Origin of the sequence: Actinoplanes lobatus, assembly GCF_014205215.1 — a bacterium.
Classification (GTDB): Bacteria; Actinomycetota; Actinomycetes; order Mycobacteriales; family Micromonosporaceae; genus Actinoplanes; species Actinoplanes lobatus.
The window spans coordinates 8,277,684-8,295,092 of record NZ_JACHNC010000001.1 but is presented as its reverse complement, the minus strand read 5'-3'; the positions used below and the strand labels follow the sequence as shown (position 1 = coordinate 8,295,092).

Sequence of the window (17,409 nt, the reverse complement as noted above, 5' to 3'; positions counted from 1 at the left end):
ACCACCCAGCCGCCGCGGTGCACTCCGCCGACCGGGCGGTCACCGACGCGCACCGCGGTGACTGGGCGGTGGTGCTCGCCACGACGGTACGGGTCACCCGGGACGTGGAGGTGGCCGAGGAATGCGTGCAGGACGCCTACGCGGCCGCGCTGACGGCCTGGCGGGAGAACGGGGTTCCGGCGAATCCGGCCGCCTGGCTCATCACGGCGTCCCGCAGGCGGGCGCTCGACGTCCTCCGGCGGGAGCGGGTGCTCCGTACCAAGCTGGCGTTGCTGGCCCGGCCGGACGAGGAGGCCGCCGAGCCGGAGGACCCGGCGGACGCCGTACCCGATGAGCGTTTGCGGTTGATCTTCATGTGCTGCCATCCGGCGCTGGCGCCCGAGGTGCGACCGGCTCTCACCCTGCGACTGGTGTGCGGTCTGAGCACGGCGGAGATCGCACAGGCGTTCCTCGTCTCCGAGCCGGCGATGGCGGCCCGGCTGACCCGGGCGAAGAAGAAGATCACCGCCGCCCGGATCCCGTTGCGGGTGCCCGAACCGGCCGAACTGCCCGAGCGCCTCGGCGGGGTCCTCGGGGTCATCCACCTGCTGTTCACCACCGGGCACAGCGCGCCGGCGGGCCGGGACCTGATCCGTACCGATCTCACCGGCCCGGCCCTGCACCTGGCCCGGACGCTCGCCGATCTGATGCCCGGCGAGCCGGAGATTCGCGGCCTGCTCGCGTTGCTCCTGGTCACCGAGGCCCGGCGGGACACCCGGGTCGGCGACGACGGCAAGCTGGTGCGGTTGGACCGGCAGGACCGCTCCCGGTGGGACCGGGCGGCCATCGCCGAGGCGGACGGCCTGATCGTGGGCGCGCTGCGGGCCCGCCGCCCCGGGCGGTACGTGCTGGAGGCCGCGATCGCCGCCCTGCACGCGCAGGCGCCGTCCTTCGAGGAGACCGACTGGCCGCAGATCCTGACGCTCTACGACGCGCTGTCGAGGGTGTGGCCGTCGCCGGTGGTGACGCTGAACCGTGCGGTCGCGCTGGCCGAGGTCCACGGGCCGGAGCCGGCGCTGGCCGAGGTCGAGCGGCTGGAACTCGGCGGCCGCCTGTCCGGCTACCGCTACCTGCCGGCCGTTCAGGCGGACCTGCTACGGCGACTTGGCCGAAACGCCGAGGCAGCCCACGCTTACCGCCAGGCCCTGGACCTGACCGGCAACGAGACCGAACGCGCCTACCTCACCGAACGCCTGGCCGAGGCCGAGCCACCGGATGCTGAGGCGGTCGCCGGGCCGCCCCTGGGTCACTCCTCCTGCGGAACGGTCCGCCTGACGTCGAGATTGCGGTAACGAGGAGCGCCCGTGCAGAGAGCGGCCATCTGCCGGGCGAACGCGTCGGTGTCGGCTTTCGCGCTGTTCTCCATCGCCATTTCGTACGAGGGGAACTCCACGATCGTCACGAACCGCTTCGGATCGTCGCGATCCTGTGTGACCTTGAGCCGGAACCCGGGCGGTGAGTCGCCCATCGCCGCACTCCGGGCCTCGCCGAGAGCCCACATCTCGTCGGCGCGTTCGGTCTCGTACTCGATGATCTGAATGAAGGCCATGACGAAAACTAGCAGCTCAGCAGGGTGTTGAGCCGTCCCCCGGAAGTGGGCTGTCCCAACGGATGACCCCGGCGCCGCAGAGCCGGGCCCCGGTCCGTGCCGGCCGTTGTCGCGGCCCGGAAACCGACCTCCCAGGCTGCGATGGCCGGTTTCTTGTGGCCGAGGTCCGCGTTTCGCTTCCAACTCCTTCTTTCCTGTACGCGCGACCTCGTCGCGCCTCATCAGGGCTGTCCCGTCCGGTCGGCGCTCGCTTGTTGCCCGCTCCCGCCTTTGCCGCGCCCGCCGGGCGTAGATCGGTGGCCGGGCAGGCCAGCCGGCGTGCCGCGTCCCTCTTTGCCGCCGGTCACGGCCGGGGCGTCGGCTCCCACCCTCGGCGGACCGGGGTCACCCTGGGCGGCTGGTAGCGGTGTCGCTTCCCAAGCACCCGGGCTGCCACTCCCGACCGTCACACCAGTCACCCTGAGCAAGTGGTCACGGTCTTGCTTCCCAAGCACCCGAGGTGCCGCTCCCAGTCGTCACGCCAGTCACCCTGAGCAAGTGGTCACGGTCTTGCTTCCCAGACACCCGAGGTGCCCACTTCCGACCGTTACGCCAGTCGCTCTGGGTGGGTGGTCACGGTCTTGCTTCCCAGACACCCGAGGTGCCGCTCCCAGCCGTTGCGCCGGTCACCGTAATCGTCATCCCCGGCCCCGCCAGGTCCGACGGCCGCACACGGTCGGGCCTCAGCGCGGGTAGACACACACGGTCGGGCTGTCGAAGCGGCGGTGGCCGCACACGCAAGTCACCGCGTCCGGGGCCACCACCGCTATAAGGCAGGTAGCCGACCACGACATCACCAGCGTGTGTGCCCACCCCGCCCATCGCCGTGACGGCCACCCACCCGACGGCTTTCGCGCCCGCTCACCCCGACAACGCGGTCAGCCGACACTCCGCGTAAGCGCGGAACCCCGGTCACCGGCCCTTGTGGAAGATCGAGATGGCCGGAACAGCACCGATCTACCACGCGCCTCCACGCACTCACCGCCATGGTTACGGTGAGTGACCCCCGACGGATTCCCCCAGGCACGACCGGCGTCAACCGCAACCACCCAACCGGCGCGACCCGGCGTGACGGCCGGGAGCAGCACCCCGGCTGCCTGGCGATCACCACCGCAACCACCCGCCTGGCGTGATCGGCGTGACGGCCGGGGGCGGCGCCTCGGTTGCCTGGCGATCACCACCGCAACCACCCGCCTGGCGTGATCGGCGTGACGGCCGGGGGCGGCGCCTCGGTTGCCTGGCGATCACAGCCGCAACCGGCCGCCCGGCGTGATCGGCGTGACGGCCGGGGCAGCGTTTCGGCTGCCTGGCGATCACCACCGCAACCACCCACCCGGCGCGACAGGGCGGCACATGCGGGAGTATCCGACCGATCTACGCCCGGCGGGCGCGGCACGGGCCGGAGTGGGCAGCGAGATCGCGCCGACCGGACGGGACGGCCCTGATGAGACGGGGACGGCGTCACGCGTACCGGGAAAGAGCCGGAAGCGAAACGCGGACCTCGGCCATGAAAGATCTCTAGCTGACGGGGGCCGTCGACTCGCGGGTGATCAGGCGGCACGGGACGGTCTCGGTGCCGGAGCCGAGGGTGCCGCCGATTGCGGCGAACAGGCGCTGGGCGGCCAGGCGGCCGAGTTGTTCCAGGTTCATGTCGATGGTGGACAGCGGTGGCCGGGCGTTGGCGGCCAGGATGTTCCAGTTGTCGAAGCCGATCACCGCGACCTGGGACGGTACGTCGAGTTTCTCCTGGTGGAGGACGTCGAGGACGCCACGGGCGATCTCGTCGGAGCCGGCGAAGACGGCGTCGATCTCCGGGTCGCGTTGCAGCAGCATGCGGGTGGCGCCGCGGCCCCACGCCTCCGACCAGTTGCCGAACCACACCTGGTCGCCGGCGAGTTCGAGGCCCTCCTCGGCGAGTCTGGCCAGGGCGCCGGTGGCGCGGTCCTGGGCGGCGCCGTAGGTGGCGTCGCCGGTGATGTGGGCGATGCGGCGGCGGCCGTGGCGGATCAGGTGGTCGACGGCGAGCCGGCCGCCGCCGATGTTGTCGGTGACCAGGGACAGGTCGGAGGGGTCTTCGGACGGCGCGTACGCGTAGATGACCGGCACCGGCAACTCGCCCAGCGATGGCCGGGCGTCGGGGCGGGCGCCGACGACGATGAGCCCGTCGACGCGGCGTGACAGCAGGGCTCGCAGGTGGTGCTTCTCGCGCACGTTGTCGCCGCGGGCGTCGCAGAGGAACACCGACGTCTGGTCGGATCCGAAAGCGTCTTCGGCGCCCATCAGGATCGGGATGGAGAATCGGCCCTCCAGGTCGGAGGTGAGCAGCCCGACCGTCCCGCTGCGCTGTGTGATCAGGCCCTGGGCGAGGGTGTTGGGCGAGAAGTTCAGCTGCTCGGCGGCACGCAACACCCGGTCACGGGTGCTGGCGCGGACCTGGGGCTGTCCGTTGAGGGCCTTCGACGCGGTCGCGATGGAGACGCCGGCGAGCTTGGCGACTTCGCGCAGCGTGACGGGACGGGTGGTCACGGGAGCACCTCCACATCGGAGCGGGCCATCGAAGCTCTTGACAACGGTTTTTCCTCCGTATTACGTTCCGGAAAACCTTTTCGGTACGCCTGGCTCGTACCTCTTCACTGCTCAACTCGTCCCGAGCGTACCCGCGAATATACCCGCACCGAAACTCACCGAAAACCGGAGGTGCTCCGTGCGTCGAATATTGAGCGCCGCCCTGGCGGGCCTGCTGATCACCGGGCTGGCCGCCTGTGGCGGGGACGGCGACAAGGGAACAGCCGCCCCGCCGGCCGGCGCCGGCGTCGACGGGGTCGACGACGGCTCCGAACTGACCCTGTGGACCCGTGCTCCCCTCGAACTGCAGGCCAAGGCCCTGGTGGAGGCGTACAACGCCTCGCACAAGAACCAGGTCGAGCTGACCATCGTCCCGAACGACGACTACGTCGCGAAGGTCGGCGCGGCGGCCGGCTCCGGCGACCTGCCCGACCTGTTCGCCGCCGACATCGTCTACGTGCCCAACTGGACCAAGTCGGGCCTGTTCTTCGACCTTACCGAGAGCATCGGGCAGCTCTCCTACGCCGACAAGATCAACCAGGGGCACGTCCAGGCCGGCACCTACGAGGGCAAGAAGTACGTGTTGCCCTTCGTTCTGGACCTGTCGGTGGTGTTCTGGAACAAGGGGCTCTACAAGGAGGCGGGACTCGACCCGGAGAAGGGCCCGACCACTCTGGACGAGTTCAAACAGCAGGCCCTCGCCGTACAGAAGCTCGGCAAGAAGGACGTCTACGGCACCTATTTCGGCGGCAACTGCGGCGGCTGCAACGTCTTCACCTGGTTCCCGATGGTCTGGGCCAGCGGTGAGGAGGTGATGGACCCGGCCGGCACGAAGTCGTTGCTCAACGGTCCAGCTGCGCAGAAGGTCTACTCCACCTGGCGGGAACTCCAGGGGGCCGGTGCGATCGCGCCGGGCTCGAAGGACGAGACCGGGGCCACCTGGGTCGCCGCCTTCCAGGAGGGCAAGATCGGCGTGATGCCCTACCCGGCGACGCTGCTGCCGACCGCGTCGAAGACCGTCGACGTCGGCGTCACCGCGATCCCGGGTGTCACCGGTGGTGGCTCCACCTTCGTCGGCGGCGACGGCATCGGCATCTCCAAGGACTCGAAGAAGACGCAGCAGTCCTGGAACTTCATGTCCTGGCTGATGTCCGAGGCGGCGCAGGTCGAGGTTCTCGCCAAGAACAACTCCAGCGTGGCCCGCACCGATCTGGTGGACAACCAGTATTCGGCCAAGGACCCGCGGGTGGTGACGATCAACAAGGCCGCGGCCTCGCCGCAGAGCAAGACCCCGGTCGCGGTCAACTTCCAGCAGGCGTTCAACGCGCCGGGCAGCCCGTGGGTCACCCTTCTGCGCAATCAGGTGTACGGCGACGCCGGCAGCCTCGAGAAGGACAACGAGGCCGTGACCGGAGTCCTGGGACAGTGACGAGTGGCGGCGCCCGGTGCAGTGAGCCGGGCGCCGCACCAACCTTAAGGACCGAGCCACCGTGGCATCTCCCGTCTCCACCCTGGAACAACAACGGAGCTCGCCGGCCGTACCGATGAGGGGTTCGAAACGACGACGCCGGCCGAGGCTGACCGGCTGGGCCTATGCCGCACCCACCGCGTTGTTCGTTCTGATCTTCTTCGTCGTGCCGGTGGTCCTGGTCGCGCGGATGTCGGTCTCCGACTGGGGGCTGTTCACCGGTGACCGTGGCTGGAACGCGCCGGAGAACTACCAGGACGTCATGGACGACCGGCTGCTGTGGCCGGCCGTCTGGTTCACGATCAAGTACACCGTCGTCACCACCGTCATCCTGCTCGGGCTGGCGCTCGCCCTGGCGTTGCTGGTGCAGGAGTCGAGCCGCTGGACCGGGATCCTGCGCAGCTCGTTCCTGGTGCCGTCGGCGCTCGGCCTGGCCTCGGCGTCGCTGCTGTTCTACGCCCTCTACTCGCCGCAGAGCAGCCCGCTCGGGTTCCTCGGCATCGACTCGTTCCTCGGCACGCCCAGCTCGGCGCTCTGGTCCACCGTGGCGCTGATCGTGTGGCGGTTCGCCGGCTTCTACATGCTGCTGTTGCTGGTCGGGTTGCAGAGCATCTCCGGTGACGTCTACGAGGCGGCCCGCCTGGACGGCGCCTCACGGCTCCAGACCTTCCGGCACATCACGTTGCCACTGCTCAAACCGTCGCTCGCCCTGTGCGCCATCCTCTGCGTGACCGGATCGCTGCTGGCCTTCGACCAGTTCTACATCCTCACCAAGGGCGGCCCGGACAACAGCACGATCACCATCGTCCAGCTCGTCTACAACATGGCCTTCTACGGCCAGAACAACCTGGGCCGCGCCGCCGCCCTCTCGATCCTCATCCTGGCCGCCCTGCTGGTCGTCAACCTTCTCCAGTTCCGTGGCCTGCGCGGCAGGGAGGACTGAGCATGCGCACCCCGCAGCACGTCGTCGGCGGCGGCCTCGCCGTCCTCTTCCTCTCCCCGCTGGTGTGGGCCGCGGTGGCCTCGGTCAGCCCGCAGGCCGGCACCGCGCAGACCTCCGGCTGGGGCCTCGGCAACTACCAGACCCTCGCGAACTACCAGGCCGGAATCGGGCAGTACCTGCTGAACTCGACAGTGGTGTCGGTCCTGACGGTGCTGTTCACGCTGGGCGTGTCCCTGCTCGGCGGGTACGCGTTCGCGATGTTCCGCTTCCCTGGCCGGAACCTGCTGTTCCTGGTCACCCTGGCCATCCTGATGGTGCCGTACGCGACCCTGCTGATCCCGCTCTACGTCCTGCTCAACGACCTGGGCCTGCAGAACTCGCTGGTCGGGCTGGCGCTGGTGCTCACCATGTTCCAGCTGCCGTTCGCCGTCTTCATGATGCGCATCTCCTTCGAGGCGGTGCCCAAGGAACTCGGCGAGTCGGCGCTGGTGGACGGCTGCGGCAGCTTCCGCGCCCTGCTGCACATCATGCTCCCGGCGGTGCGGCCCGGCCTGATCACCGTCGGCCTGTTCGCGTTCCTGGCCGCCTGGAACGACTTCATCACCCCGCTGGTGCTGATCAGCGACTCCGACCGGGTGCCCCTGCCGCTGGCCGTCGCCAACATGCGCCAGCAGGTGATGGGCATCGTCGACTACGGCGCCACCGAGGCCGGGGTGGTCACCCTCGCCCTGCCCTGCATCCTGCTGTTCCTCGCCCTCCAGCGGCACTACGTCCGCGGGTTCATGTCCGGCGCACTGAAGGGTTGATCCTCACGTGACGATCGAGAAAGCCGTCGTGTCCGGCGAATGGACCGGGCGCGGCGGGACTCCGGCTGCCCCGAGCACCGGCCGGCTGCGGCCGCTGGGCCTGCACGAGGTCACCCTGCGGCCCGGGTTCTGGCAGCGGCGGCAGCACACCAGCCGGACCGCCTCCTTCGACCACATCGAGCACTGGCTGGAACGCGCCGGCTGGCTCGGCAACTTCGGCGCGCCCGTGGAGGGCCGCCGCGGGCGCGAGTTCTCCGACTCCGAGGTCTACAAATACCTGGAGGCGCTGGCGTGGGCCGGCGATCCGGCGTACGAGGACCGGTTCCGCGCCATCGTGGCCCGGGTCGCCGCGGTCCAGCAGCCGGACGGCTACCTCAACACCAACTTCGGGCGGCCCGGCCAGGCCGCCCGGTACAGCGACCTGGAGTGGGGCCACGAGCTCTACTGCTACGGCCACCTCATCCAAGCGGGGGTGGCCCGGGCCCGCAGCCACGGTCACGACGACCTCGTGACCGTGGCGGTGCGCGCCGCCGACCACGTCTGCGACACGTTCGGCCCGGACGGCATCGGTTCGGTCTGCGGGCACGCCGAGATCGAGCCCGCCCTGGTCGAGCTGTACCGGGTCACCGGCAACCGCCGCTACCTGGACCAGGCCCGGCTGTTCGTCGAGCGCCGCGGCCGGCAGGTGCTCGACGACATCGAGTTCGGCCGCGCCTACTTCCAGGACGACATGCCGATCCGCGAGGCCCGGGTGCTGCGCGGGCACGCGGTCCGGGCCGTCTACCTGGCGTCCGGTGCGGTCGACGTGGCCGTCGAGACCGGTGACACCGAACTGCTGGAGGCGGTCGCCCGGCAGTGGCGGGCCACGGTTGCCCGGCGTACCTATCTGACCGGTGGCATCGGATCCCGCCACCAGGACGAGGCGTTCGGCGACGACTTCGTGCTGCCGCCGGACCGCGCCTACCAGGAGACCTGCGCCGGGGTCGGCTCGGTCATGCTGGCCTGGCGGCTGCTGCTGGCCGAGGGCAACCCCCGCTACGCCGACCTGATCGAACGGGTCCTGTTCAACATCATCGCCACGTCACCGTCCGACGACGGCACCCGGTTCTTCTACACCAACACCCTGCACCAGCGGGTTCCCGGCATCGAGCCGGCCGCCGACACCCTGGTCCCGCGGGCCGCGTCGAGCCTGCGCGCGCCCTGGTACGCGGTGTCCTGCTGCATGACCAACCTGGCCCGCACGTTCAGCAGCCTGGCCGCCTACCTGGCCACCACCGACGACGACGGCGGCGTGCAGATCCACCAGTACACGCCGGCGTCCATCCGGGTGGGCGACATCGGTCTGGACATCGACACCGAGTACCCGGCCGACGGGCGGGTCACCATCCGGGTGGTGTCCGCGCCCGAGACGGCGTGGACGCTCACGCTGCGGATCCCGCACTGGGCCACCGAGGCGACCCTCGACGGCGTGCCGGTGGCGCCGGGCCTCGCCGCGGTGCGGCGCCGTTTCACGGCGGGCGACACGCTGGTGCTCGATCTGGCGGTCCGGCCGCGGCTCACCTTCCCCGATGGCCGGATCGACGCGGTACGCGGAAACGTCGCCGTGGAACGCGGGCCGGTCGTCTACTGTCTCGAATCGGTCGACCTGCCACCCGGCCTGACCGTCGACACCGTCCGCCTGGATCCCTCCGCCGAGCCGGAGGACCGCGACGGCGCCGTGATCGTCACCGGGCACACCCAGCCCGCGCACGATGCGAGCTGGCCCTACGGCCCACCGCCGGCTCCGGCTCTTTCCGATCCGGTGGAGATTCCGCTGTACCCCTACCACCGCTGGGCCAGGCGCGGCCCGTCCACCATGCGCGTCTGGTTTCCCCTCGACAGGAAGTGAGCGCCACCGTGATCTCCCGTCGACACGTCCTCCAGATAGGTGCCGCCGCCGCTATCGGAGTTCCCGCCACCGCCGTTCCCCGAAAGAAGAGGGTCAACGGTCTGCCCGTACCGAAATCGTGGAAGGCCGTCCCCTTCGACCTGGACCGGGTCACCCTGGCCCCGAGCATCTTCACCGAGAAACGCGACCGCATCCTCGCCTACGCCCGCGCCTACCCGGCCGACCGGATCCTGGCCAATTTCCGGGCGGCCGCCGGATTGGACACCCTCGGCGCGGAGCCGCCCGGCGGCTGGGACGACGCCACCGGCAACCTGCGCGGGCACTACAGCGGCCATTTCCTGTCCCTGCTCGCGCAGGCGTGGGCGGGCACCGGCGAGGCCGTCTTCAAGGACGAACTCGACTACCTGATCACCGGCCTGAAGCAGTGCCAGGACGCCTGGGCGGCCCAGGTCGGCCGGCCCGGCACGCCGCCGCCCCCGGCCACCTGGACGAGCGAGGGCCTGGAGCTGTCCGGCGACGGCCAGTACGTGGGCCTGCCGGACGCCACCGTCGACGGCCTGACCCAGGCGACCGTCGTCATCCGGCTGAAGATCAACGAACTGCGGACCTGGTCGCGGGCGTTCGACTTCGGGGTCGGCCCGGCCGTCAACATGTTCCTGACGGTCCACGACGGCACCGGCCCCCGGTTCGCCATCACCACCTCCGGAAGCGGCGGCGAGCAGCGGATCCCGGTCAGCACCCCACTCCCGGTCGGCGAGTGGGTCGACCTGGCCGTGACCCTCGACGGCCGGGTGGGTGTCCTCTACATCAACGGTGTGGCGGTCGGCGCCAACCCGGCCATGACGCTCACCCCGGCCGACCTGGGCGCCCCGAAGAACAACTGGATCGGCCGCTCCCAGTACGGCGACGCCGGCCTGAAAGCGGTCGTCGGCGAGTTCCACCTGTTCGACCGGGCGCTGACCGTCGGCGAGATCGCGGGGAGCACCGGCAATCTGGCCTGGTACCGGTTCGACGAGACCAGCGGAACCACGGTCGCCGACTCGTCCGGCCGGAACTGGGACGCGGCCGTCGTCACCGGGGCGGGCGGACCACCCGGCCCCAGCCACGCCGGTTTCCTGGCCGCCTACCCGGAGACCCAGTTCATCCAGCTCGAACAGTACGTGACATACCCAGCCATCTGGGCGCCCTACTACACCTGCCACAAGATCATGCGCGGGCTGCTGGACGCGCACACCCTCACCGGCAACGCCACCGCCCTCGACGTGGTCCGGGGCATGGGGGAGTGGGTGCACTCCCGGCTGTCGAAGCTGCCCCGCGAGCAGCTCGACCGGATGTGGTCGCTCTACATCGCCGGCGAGTACGGCGGCATGAACGAGGTGCTGGCCGACCTGGCCGCCCTCACCGGCGACCGCACCTTCCTCACCACCGCCCGGTACTTCGACAACACCAGACTGCTCGCCGACTGCGTGGCCGGAACCGACACCCTCGACGGGAAACACGCCAACCAGCACATCCCGCAGTTCCTCGGCTACCTGCGCCTGTTCGAGCAGGGCGAGGGAGCCGGCTACCGGACCGCGGCCGCCAACTTCTTCGACATGGTCGTCGGTCACCGCACCTACGTGCACGGCGGCACCGGCCAGGGCGAGGTGTTCCGCGGCCGGGACGTGATCGCCGGCAGCATCGTGGGCACCACCAACGCGGAGAGCTGCGCCGCCTACAACATGCTCAAGGTGGCCCGGAACCTGTTCGCGCACACCCCGGACGCCCGGTTCCTCGACTACTACGAGAAGACGCTGGTCAACCAGATCCTCGCCTCGAAACGGGACGCCGACAGCACCACCGATCCGCTGGTCACCTACATGGTCCCGGTCGGGCCGGGCGCGCGGCGCGGCTACGGCAACATCGGCACCTGCTGCGGCGGCACCGGCCTGGAGAACCACACCAAATACCAGGACACCGTCTACTTCCGGTCAGCACGCGACGACGCGCTCTACGTCAACCTCTTCGTCCCGTCGACGCTGCGCTGGGCCGAGCGGCGGGTCACGGTCACCCAGGCCGGCGACTATCCCCGCACCCCGTCGACCACCCTCACGATCAGCGGCAACGCGCGCTTCGACCTGCGGCTGCGGGTGCCGTCGTGGGCCGGGTCCGGCTTCGCCGTCACGATCAACGGCAAGAAGCAGAGGGTACGGGTGGGAAGCGACGGCTACGCCGGTTTCGAACGCTCCTGGCGTACCGGCGACCGGGTCGAGGTGAGCTTCCCCTACCGGCTGCACGTCGAGCCCACCCTCGACGACCCGGGCCTGCACGCTCTGCTCTACGGCCCGATCGCCCTGGTCGCGAAGTCGGCGAGCACCGCCTATCTGGAACTGCCCGCCGACCTCGCCGGGTCCGTCCAGCCCGGCCCGCGGCCGATGACGTTCACCACCGGGGACGTCACGTTCGAGCCGTTCTTCCTCGGCGACACGGCCGCCTATCACGCGTACGTCCGCGCCCGCTCCTGAGAGATTCGCGCCCGCTCCTGAGAGAAGAGCCATGCCGACACCCCGCCACATAGCCGGGGCGACCGCCGCCCTGCTCATCACGACCGTCCTGTCCCCGGTCGCCGCCCAGGCCGCCCTGAACAGCGCCACCCCGTACCCGGTCTTCTCCGGTGACGCGAACCCGGTGCCCGACGACCGCACCGGCTACCACACGCGCAACCAGCTCCAGGCGATCTTCGACGCCGACGTGGCCGCCGGCGCCGGCAGCGGCACCGACAACGACTTCTGGATCGACCGGATGCTGGCGCGCACCGGGAACCAGCCAGGCGGCTCCAACGGCGACGCCAACCAGTACCTGTTCAGCCGCGGCCGCGCCCTGTTCATGAAGACCCACCAGCCGGGCACGCTCGGGTTCGGCGGCGAGGTCGCCTACATCGAGTCGATCGCCGGTGGCCAGGGCGCCTACACGATCACCGCGTCGGTCGGCGGCGCCGAGGTGGCCCTCACCGAGGACGCCACCCAGCGGAAGCAGACGCCCAGCTACTGGCGGGGCGTGTTCACCAACAGCGCGGCCGGGCTGCGGGTGGTGCAGACCAAATACATCACCGACGCCAACGTCGCGGTCACCGACCTCGAGGTGAGCAGCGGCAACGGTACGGCCAAGGACGTCACCCTGGTCGCCACGTCACCGTTCGCCCGTACCGTCGAGGGGTCTGATCCTGAACTGACCGGCGCGGTGCGCGCCTTCAACAAGCTGACCGACCTGTTCCCGCGATTCTCCGGCGACGGGTTCACGCCGGTCGACGGCAGGCTGCGGCGGACCGTGAGCGTTCCGGCGTCCGGTTCGGTGCGGGCGAAGGTGCAGCTCGGGTTCGTGGCGCGGGAGGTTCCGGCGTCGGCGGAGGAGTACACCCGGTTCCGGGGGCGGAGCCCGGCGGACGCGTTCCGGGAGCACGTCACCGCCTACAACCGGTGGTGGGCGCAGAACGTGCCCTACCTGGACACGCCCGAGGACAACATCGACAAGACGCTGTTCTACCGCTGGTGGCTGATGCGGTACAACTTCCTCGACGCCGACCTGCCGGGCAACGACTACCAGTTCCCGACGTCGATGGAGGGCGTGCTCGGCTACAACAACGCGATCGTGCTGACCGTCGGCATGTTCGTCGACGACCTCAAGTACTTCCGCGATCCGGTCTACTCCTACGGGCCGTGGATCTCCGCGGGTGAGGTGGCCAAGAGCGGCAAGTACGTCGACAACCCGGGCGACCCGGCGAACTGGTCCAACAGCTACACCCAGTACATCTCCGAGGCGGCGTGGCGTTCCTACCAGCTGCACGGCGGGCCACCGGCGGTCGCCCGGAATCTCGCCAGGTACGCCGAGTACGACGTGGAGGGCCTGCTCGACGCCTACGACTTCGACGGCAACGACCTGATCGAGTACAACTGGGGCGCCATGACCGGCAACGACGCCGACGCGGTGTCGTTCGACTGGCGCTCCGGCTACCTGGACCGCACCGAGAACGCGTACCTGTACTCGAACGCGAAGGCCGCGGCCGCCGCCTACCGGACCGCCGGCGACACCGCCAAGGCCGCCGAGATGGACGCCCTCGCCGAGCGCATCAAGGCCGCCGTCCTGGAATACCTCTGGGAGCCGGCCCGGGACACGCCCGACGAGATGGGCCACTACGGCAACCTGCTCAAACACCGGCACGTGGCATCCGGTGACCTGGTGCCGTGGAAGGAGATCAACAACTACTACCCGTTCACGGTCGGGCTGATGCCGAACACCGCCGGGTACCGCGAGGCACTGCGGCTGTTCGCCGACGCCGCCCAGTACCCGATCTTCCCGTTCACCACGGCGAACCAGGCCGACAAGGCGGCCGCCGCGGCGCAGGGCGACCCGGGCAGCAACAACTTCTCGGTGATCAACTCGACGGTGACGTTCCGGATGCTGTCGTCGGTGCTGCGCAACTACCCGACCGGCTACATCGACGCCGAGTGGTACAAGAAGTTGCTCTACTGGAACGCCTGGGCGCACTACCAGAACAACGGCGACAACCGGTATCCGGACCAGAACGAGTTCTGGGCCGACGGGTCGGCCGCGAACCAGAGCATCGGCTACCGGTCCTGGATCCACCACACCATCCTGGGCGCCACCAACTTCACCGTCATCGAGGACGCCATGGGGCTGCGGCCCCGCGACGACGCGAAGATCGAACTGGACCCGATCGACATCGGCTGGGACCACTTCACCGCCAACAACGTCCGCTACCGCGACCGGGACCTGACCGTCGTCTGGGACGCGCCCGGCGGCACCGACCACTACGACTCGGCGCCGGATGGCTACTCGGTCTACCTCGACGGGCAGCTCGCGTTCACCGCCTCCGGCCTCGGGAAGGTCGTCTACGACCCGGCCACCGGGCAGGTGTCCGCGGCGCCCGGCATCACCGTGGCCAACACTGCGGCGCTCGCCGTGAAAGCGCCACAGGAGGTGGCCTTCGCGGGCGATGCCCGCATCAGCGACGTGCTGGCCAAGGCCGGCGTCGACCCGGCCACGAACGTCGCCGCGGGACGGCCGGCCACCGCCACCTTCTCGGCATCCGGCCGCGGACCCGCGGGCGCGGTCGACGGCACCACGATCAACGAGCCTTTCTGGGGTACGGCGGGATCGTCCACCGGCAGCGACGCGATCACGATCGACCTGCAAGGGTCGCGCCGGATCGACGACGTGCGGGTGCACTTCTACAAGTCGTCGACGACCGCCACCGTCCAGGGGTACGAGCCACCCGCACAGTTCCTCGTCGAGTACGACGACGGATCCGGATGGAGGACCGTTCCCGGCCAGTCGCGCCTCCCGGCGTACCCCCGGGGGAATCTGAATCAGGTCCGCTTCCCGGCGGTGACCGCGGAGAAGCTGCGGCTCACCGTGCAGCACGCGGCCGGCGCGAAGACCGGTGTCAAGGAGATCCAGGCCTTCGACAGCGGCGCCGGGGCACCCGCGCCGACCGCGGAGCCGCCGCTCGCGGACGCGTGGGTGGACTCCACCTACAGCCAGGCCGGATCGGTGCGCCTGATCGGCCTCGCCCAGGACGACGGGAACCCCGGCACCGCGCCGGCCTCGGCCTGGTCGATGGTGGACGGGCCGGACGGCGGCACGGTCGCCTTCGACCCGGCGAACACGCCCGGCACGGTCGCCCGGTTCACCGTCTCCGGGCGGTACACGCTGCGGCTCACCGTCGGCGAGTCGACCAAGGATGTCGTCGTCGACGCCGCCGCCCTGGCCGAAGGGGAGATCAACGTGGCGTCGACCGCAACTCCGTCGGCCAGCTACACGGCCGGGTGGAACAACGTGAACGCGGTCAACGACGGGAAACCGCCACTGTTCGCCGGTGGGGCGCAGACCGACCTGTGGGGCACCTGGACCGGGAACGAGCCGGCCACCCGCTGGTTGCAGTACGACTTCGCGGCCGGTGTCCGCGTCGACCGGGCGTCCATCGACTTCTGGTCGGACAGCACCACCGGCGGCAGCGGCGTGTCCGTGCCCACCTCCTGGAAGATCCAGTACTGGGACGGCAGCGCCTGGCAGGACGTCACCGGGGCGAGCGGTTTCGACCCGGCCGTTCGCGGGCGCACCAACGAGGTCACCTTCGACCCGGTGACCACCACCCGACTGCGGGCCACCTTCAACGCCCTGCCCAACACGGCCGGTACCGCCTGGTCGGCGGTCGGGGTGTCGGAATGGCGGGTGTACGCGGCCGCGGCATCGTCGATTCAGGGCGTCGACGTCCGTACCCCCGTGGGTGTCGTCCCTGCTCTTCCGGCGACCGTCGAGGTGACCTATGCCGACCGGACGCGCCTGCCCGTCGCCGTCGCCTGGAGCGCCATCGAACCCGCACAGGTGGCCGAGGTCGGTGACTTCCGGGTCACCGGATTCGTCGCCGGGACCACATTGACCGCTTCGGCCCATGTTTGGGTGCGCGGCAGCGATCCGGTGCAGATCAACACGGTCGACCCGGTGGCCGCGAGCACCCGCGTCGGTATGGCGCCGGTGCTGCCATCGACAGTCACGGTCGGTTACAACGACGGGTCGCGGCAGAGTGGCATCGGGGTCACCTGGGCGGCGATCGACCCGGCCTCCTACGCGGCGGCGGGCACCTTCGAGGTGACCGGTCAGGTGGCCGGAACCGACAAGCCCGCGGTCGCGACCGTCACCGTCGGAGCGGGTGGACCGGATGACACCGCGCCTCCGGTCGCTTCCTTCACGGCTGACCCGGCTGACGCCTGGACCAGCGGGAACGTCAAGGTCACCCTCACCGCCACGGACAACCGGGACTCGTCGCCGGAGCTGGAGATCGCGGTTGGGGCGGGGGAATGGGAGGACTACGGCGGGCCGGTCACGGTCACCGCCGAGGGCGAGACCACGGTGAAGGGGCGGGCCACCGACGACGCCGGCAACGTCTCGGCGGTCACCCAGCGGATCGTCGGCATCGACCGGACCAAACCGACCGCTGCGGCCACTTTCGACTCGGGGGCGCGTGCGGTGACGATCACCGGTTCGGATGCGCTGTCCGGGATCGGGGCGGTGCAGTACCGGCTCACGGTCGGTGGGGTCGTCACGCAGGACTGGACGGTGACGAACGGTGCCGTGCCGATCGGGTCGGCGGCCACCACGGTCGGCTACCGGTCGGTGGACCGGGCCGGGAACACCTCCGATGCCGGGAGCATCGACGTTCCGGCCGGTCAGGCGCCGGTCAATGTGGCCCGCACCGGGACGGCGTCGGCGTCCTACACACCGGGGTGGTTGACCGTCGACAACCTGACCGACGGGGTCACGCCTACCGGGCCGTCCGGGCCCGACACCGACGTGTGGAACACCTGGCCGCAGGTCGGGGAGCAGTGGATCCAGCTTGACTGGGCGGCGCCGGTGACCGTGGACCGCACCCGGATCTGGTTCACCGAGGACCTCGACGACACCGGTGCCGGGGTCGCCCCGCCGAGCTCGTGGAAGCTCCAGTACTGGGACGGGGCCGCGTTCAAGGACGTCCTCTCGCCCAGTGCCTACGGCACCTCGGCAACCGGATGGAACACGGTGACCTTCACGAAGGTGACCACCACCCGGTTGCGGGCACTGTTGACCGCCAGCGGTACCGAGGAGGGCAAGGGTGCACCGGGTGTCCAGGAGTGGGAGATGTACGACGTTCCCGCACCTGTCGATCCGGTGTTCGACGTGACGGTCCAGGCCAAGGCGCAGTGCACCGGCGTCAACGCGTATGTATCCGTCAACGCACGCAACATTGACGATCAACCACTCAACATTGAGCTGATCACGCCGTACGGGACACGGACGGTCGTCAACGTTGCGCCGGGCAAGTCCGCCTATCAATCCTTCAACACGCGGCAGGCGTCGGTCGCGGCCGGTACGGCCACCGTCCGGGTCACCGGCGGGGCGGACACCGTCTCCCTCGAAGCGCCCTACAACGCCATCACCTGTGGTTGACCCGGTCACGGCGGCGCCCGGTCCTGGGCGCCGCGTTGGCCCGGTCACGGTGGTGCCCGTGACCGGGTGCCGCGTTGGCCCGGTCATGGCGGTGCCCGCGACCGGGTGCCGCGTTGGCCACGTCACGGC

The 17,409-nt window shown here is 70.1% G+C and carries 9 protein-coding genes; 7 read left to right on the top strand and 2 right to left on the bottom strand.

From position 1 onward, the window contains the following. The first annotated feature begins 71 nt into the window (after positions 1 to 71). Positions 72 to 1,331, top strand: coding sequence for an RNA polymerase sigma factor (locus BJ964_RS37965; RefSeq protein ID WP_203832439.1), 1,260 nt, complete (start codon positions 72 to 74; stop codon positions 1,329 to 1,331). Here the strand turns inward: BJ964_RS37965 and BJ964_RS37960 are convergent. Next, on the bottom strand, positions 1,286 to 1,588 hold the full coding sequence (locus BJ964_RS37960; RefSeq protein ID WP_188125165.1) for a hypothetical protein: 303 nt from the start codon (positions 1,586 to 1,588) through the stop codon (positions 1,286 to 1,288). The two genes, BJ964_RS37965 and BJ964_RS37960, sit on opposite strands and share 46 nt — an antisense overlap. Positions 1,589 to 3,145: 1,557 nt before the next feature. Next, positions 3,146 to 4,153: a LacI family DNA-binding transcriptional regulator gene (locus tag BJ964_RS37955; protein ID WP_188125164.1), complete on the bottom strand. Its 1,008-nt coding sequence runs from the start codon at positions 4,151 to 4,153 to the stop codon at positions 3,146 to 3,148. A gap of 178 nt (positions 4,154 to 4,331) precedes the next feature. Between BJ964_RS37955 and BJ964_RS37950 the strand changes: the two genes are divergently transcribed. From BJ964_RS37950 to BJ964_RS37920, 6 genes are all read left to right on the top strand, one after another. Beyond that, positions 4,332 to 5,621 (top strand): ABC transporter substrate-binding protein, encoded by a 1,290-nt coding sequence (locus BJ964_RS37950; RefSeq protein WP_188125163.1) that lies wholly within the window; start codon positions 4,332 to 4,334, stop codon positions 5,619 to 5,621. A gap of 61 nt (positions 5,622 to 5,682) precedes the next feature. Then, positions 5,683 to 6,603 (top strand): carbohydrate ABC transporter permease, encoded by a 921-nt coding sequence (locus tag BJ964_RS37945; protein ID WP_229807335.1) that lies wholly within the window; start codon positions 5,683 to 5,685, stop codon positions 6,601 to 6,603. A 2-nt stretch (positions 6,604 to 6,605) separates the two neighbouring features. Further along, positions 6,606 to 7,409 (top strand): carbohydrate ABC transporter permease, encoded by an 804-nt coding sequence (locus BJ964_RS37940; protein ID WP_188125162.1) that lies wholly within the window; start codon positions 6,606 to 6,608, stop codon positions 7,407 to 7,409. A gap of 7 nt (positions 7,410 to 7,416) precedes the next feature. Then, positions 7,417 to 9,297: a glycoside hydrolase family 127 protein gene (locus BJ964_RS37935; RefSeq protein ID WP_229807336.1), complete on the top strand. Its 1,881-nt coding sequence runs from the start codon at positions 7,417 to 7,419 to the stop codon at positions 9,295 to 9,297. Positions 9,298 to 9,305: 8 nt separating this feature from the next. Further along, on the top strand, positions 9,306 to 11,801 hold the full coding sequence (locus BJ964_RS37925; protein ID WP_203832435.1) for a beta-L-arabinofuranosidase domain-containing protein: 2,496 nt from the start codon (positions 9,306 to 9,308) through the stop codon (positions 11,799 to 11,801). Between the two features lie 31 nt (positions 11,802 to 11,832). Then, entirely contained in the window at positions 11,833 to 17,280 is a 5,448-nt protein-coding gene (locus BJ964_RS37920) for a galactose-binding domain-containing protein (RefSeq protein WP_188125161.1), read from the top strand. Positions 17,281 to 17,409: the final 129 nt, after the last annotated feature.

Bases quoted from the DNA above. Each gene is read 5' to 3' on its own strand.
- BJ964_RS37940 (WP_188125162.1), top strand. From the start codon at position 6,606: ATGCGCACCCCGCAGCACGTCGTCGGCGGCGGCCTCGCCGTCCTCTTC.
- BJ964_RS37960 (WP_188125165.1), bottom strand. From the start codon at position 1,588: ATGGCCTTCATTCAGATCATCGAGTACGAGACCGAACGCGCCGACGAG.
- BJ964_RS37920 (WP_188125161.1), top strand. From the start codon at position 11,833: ATGCCGACACCCCGCCACATAGCCGGGGCGACCGCCGCCCTGCTCATC.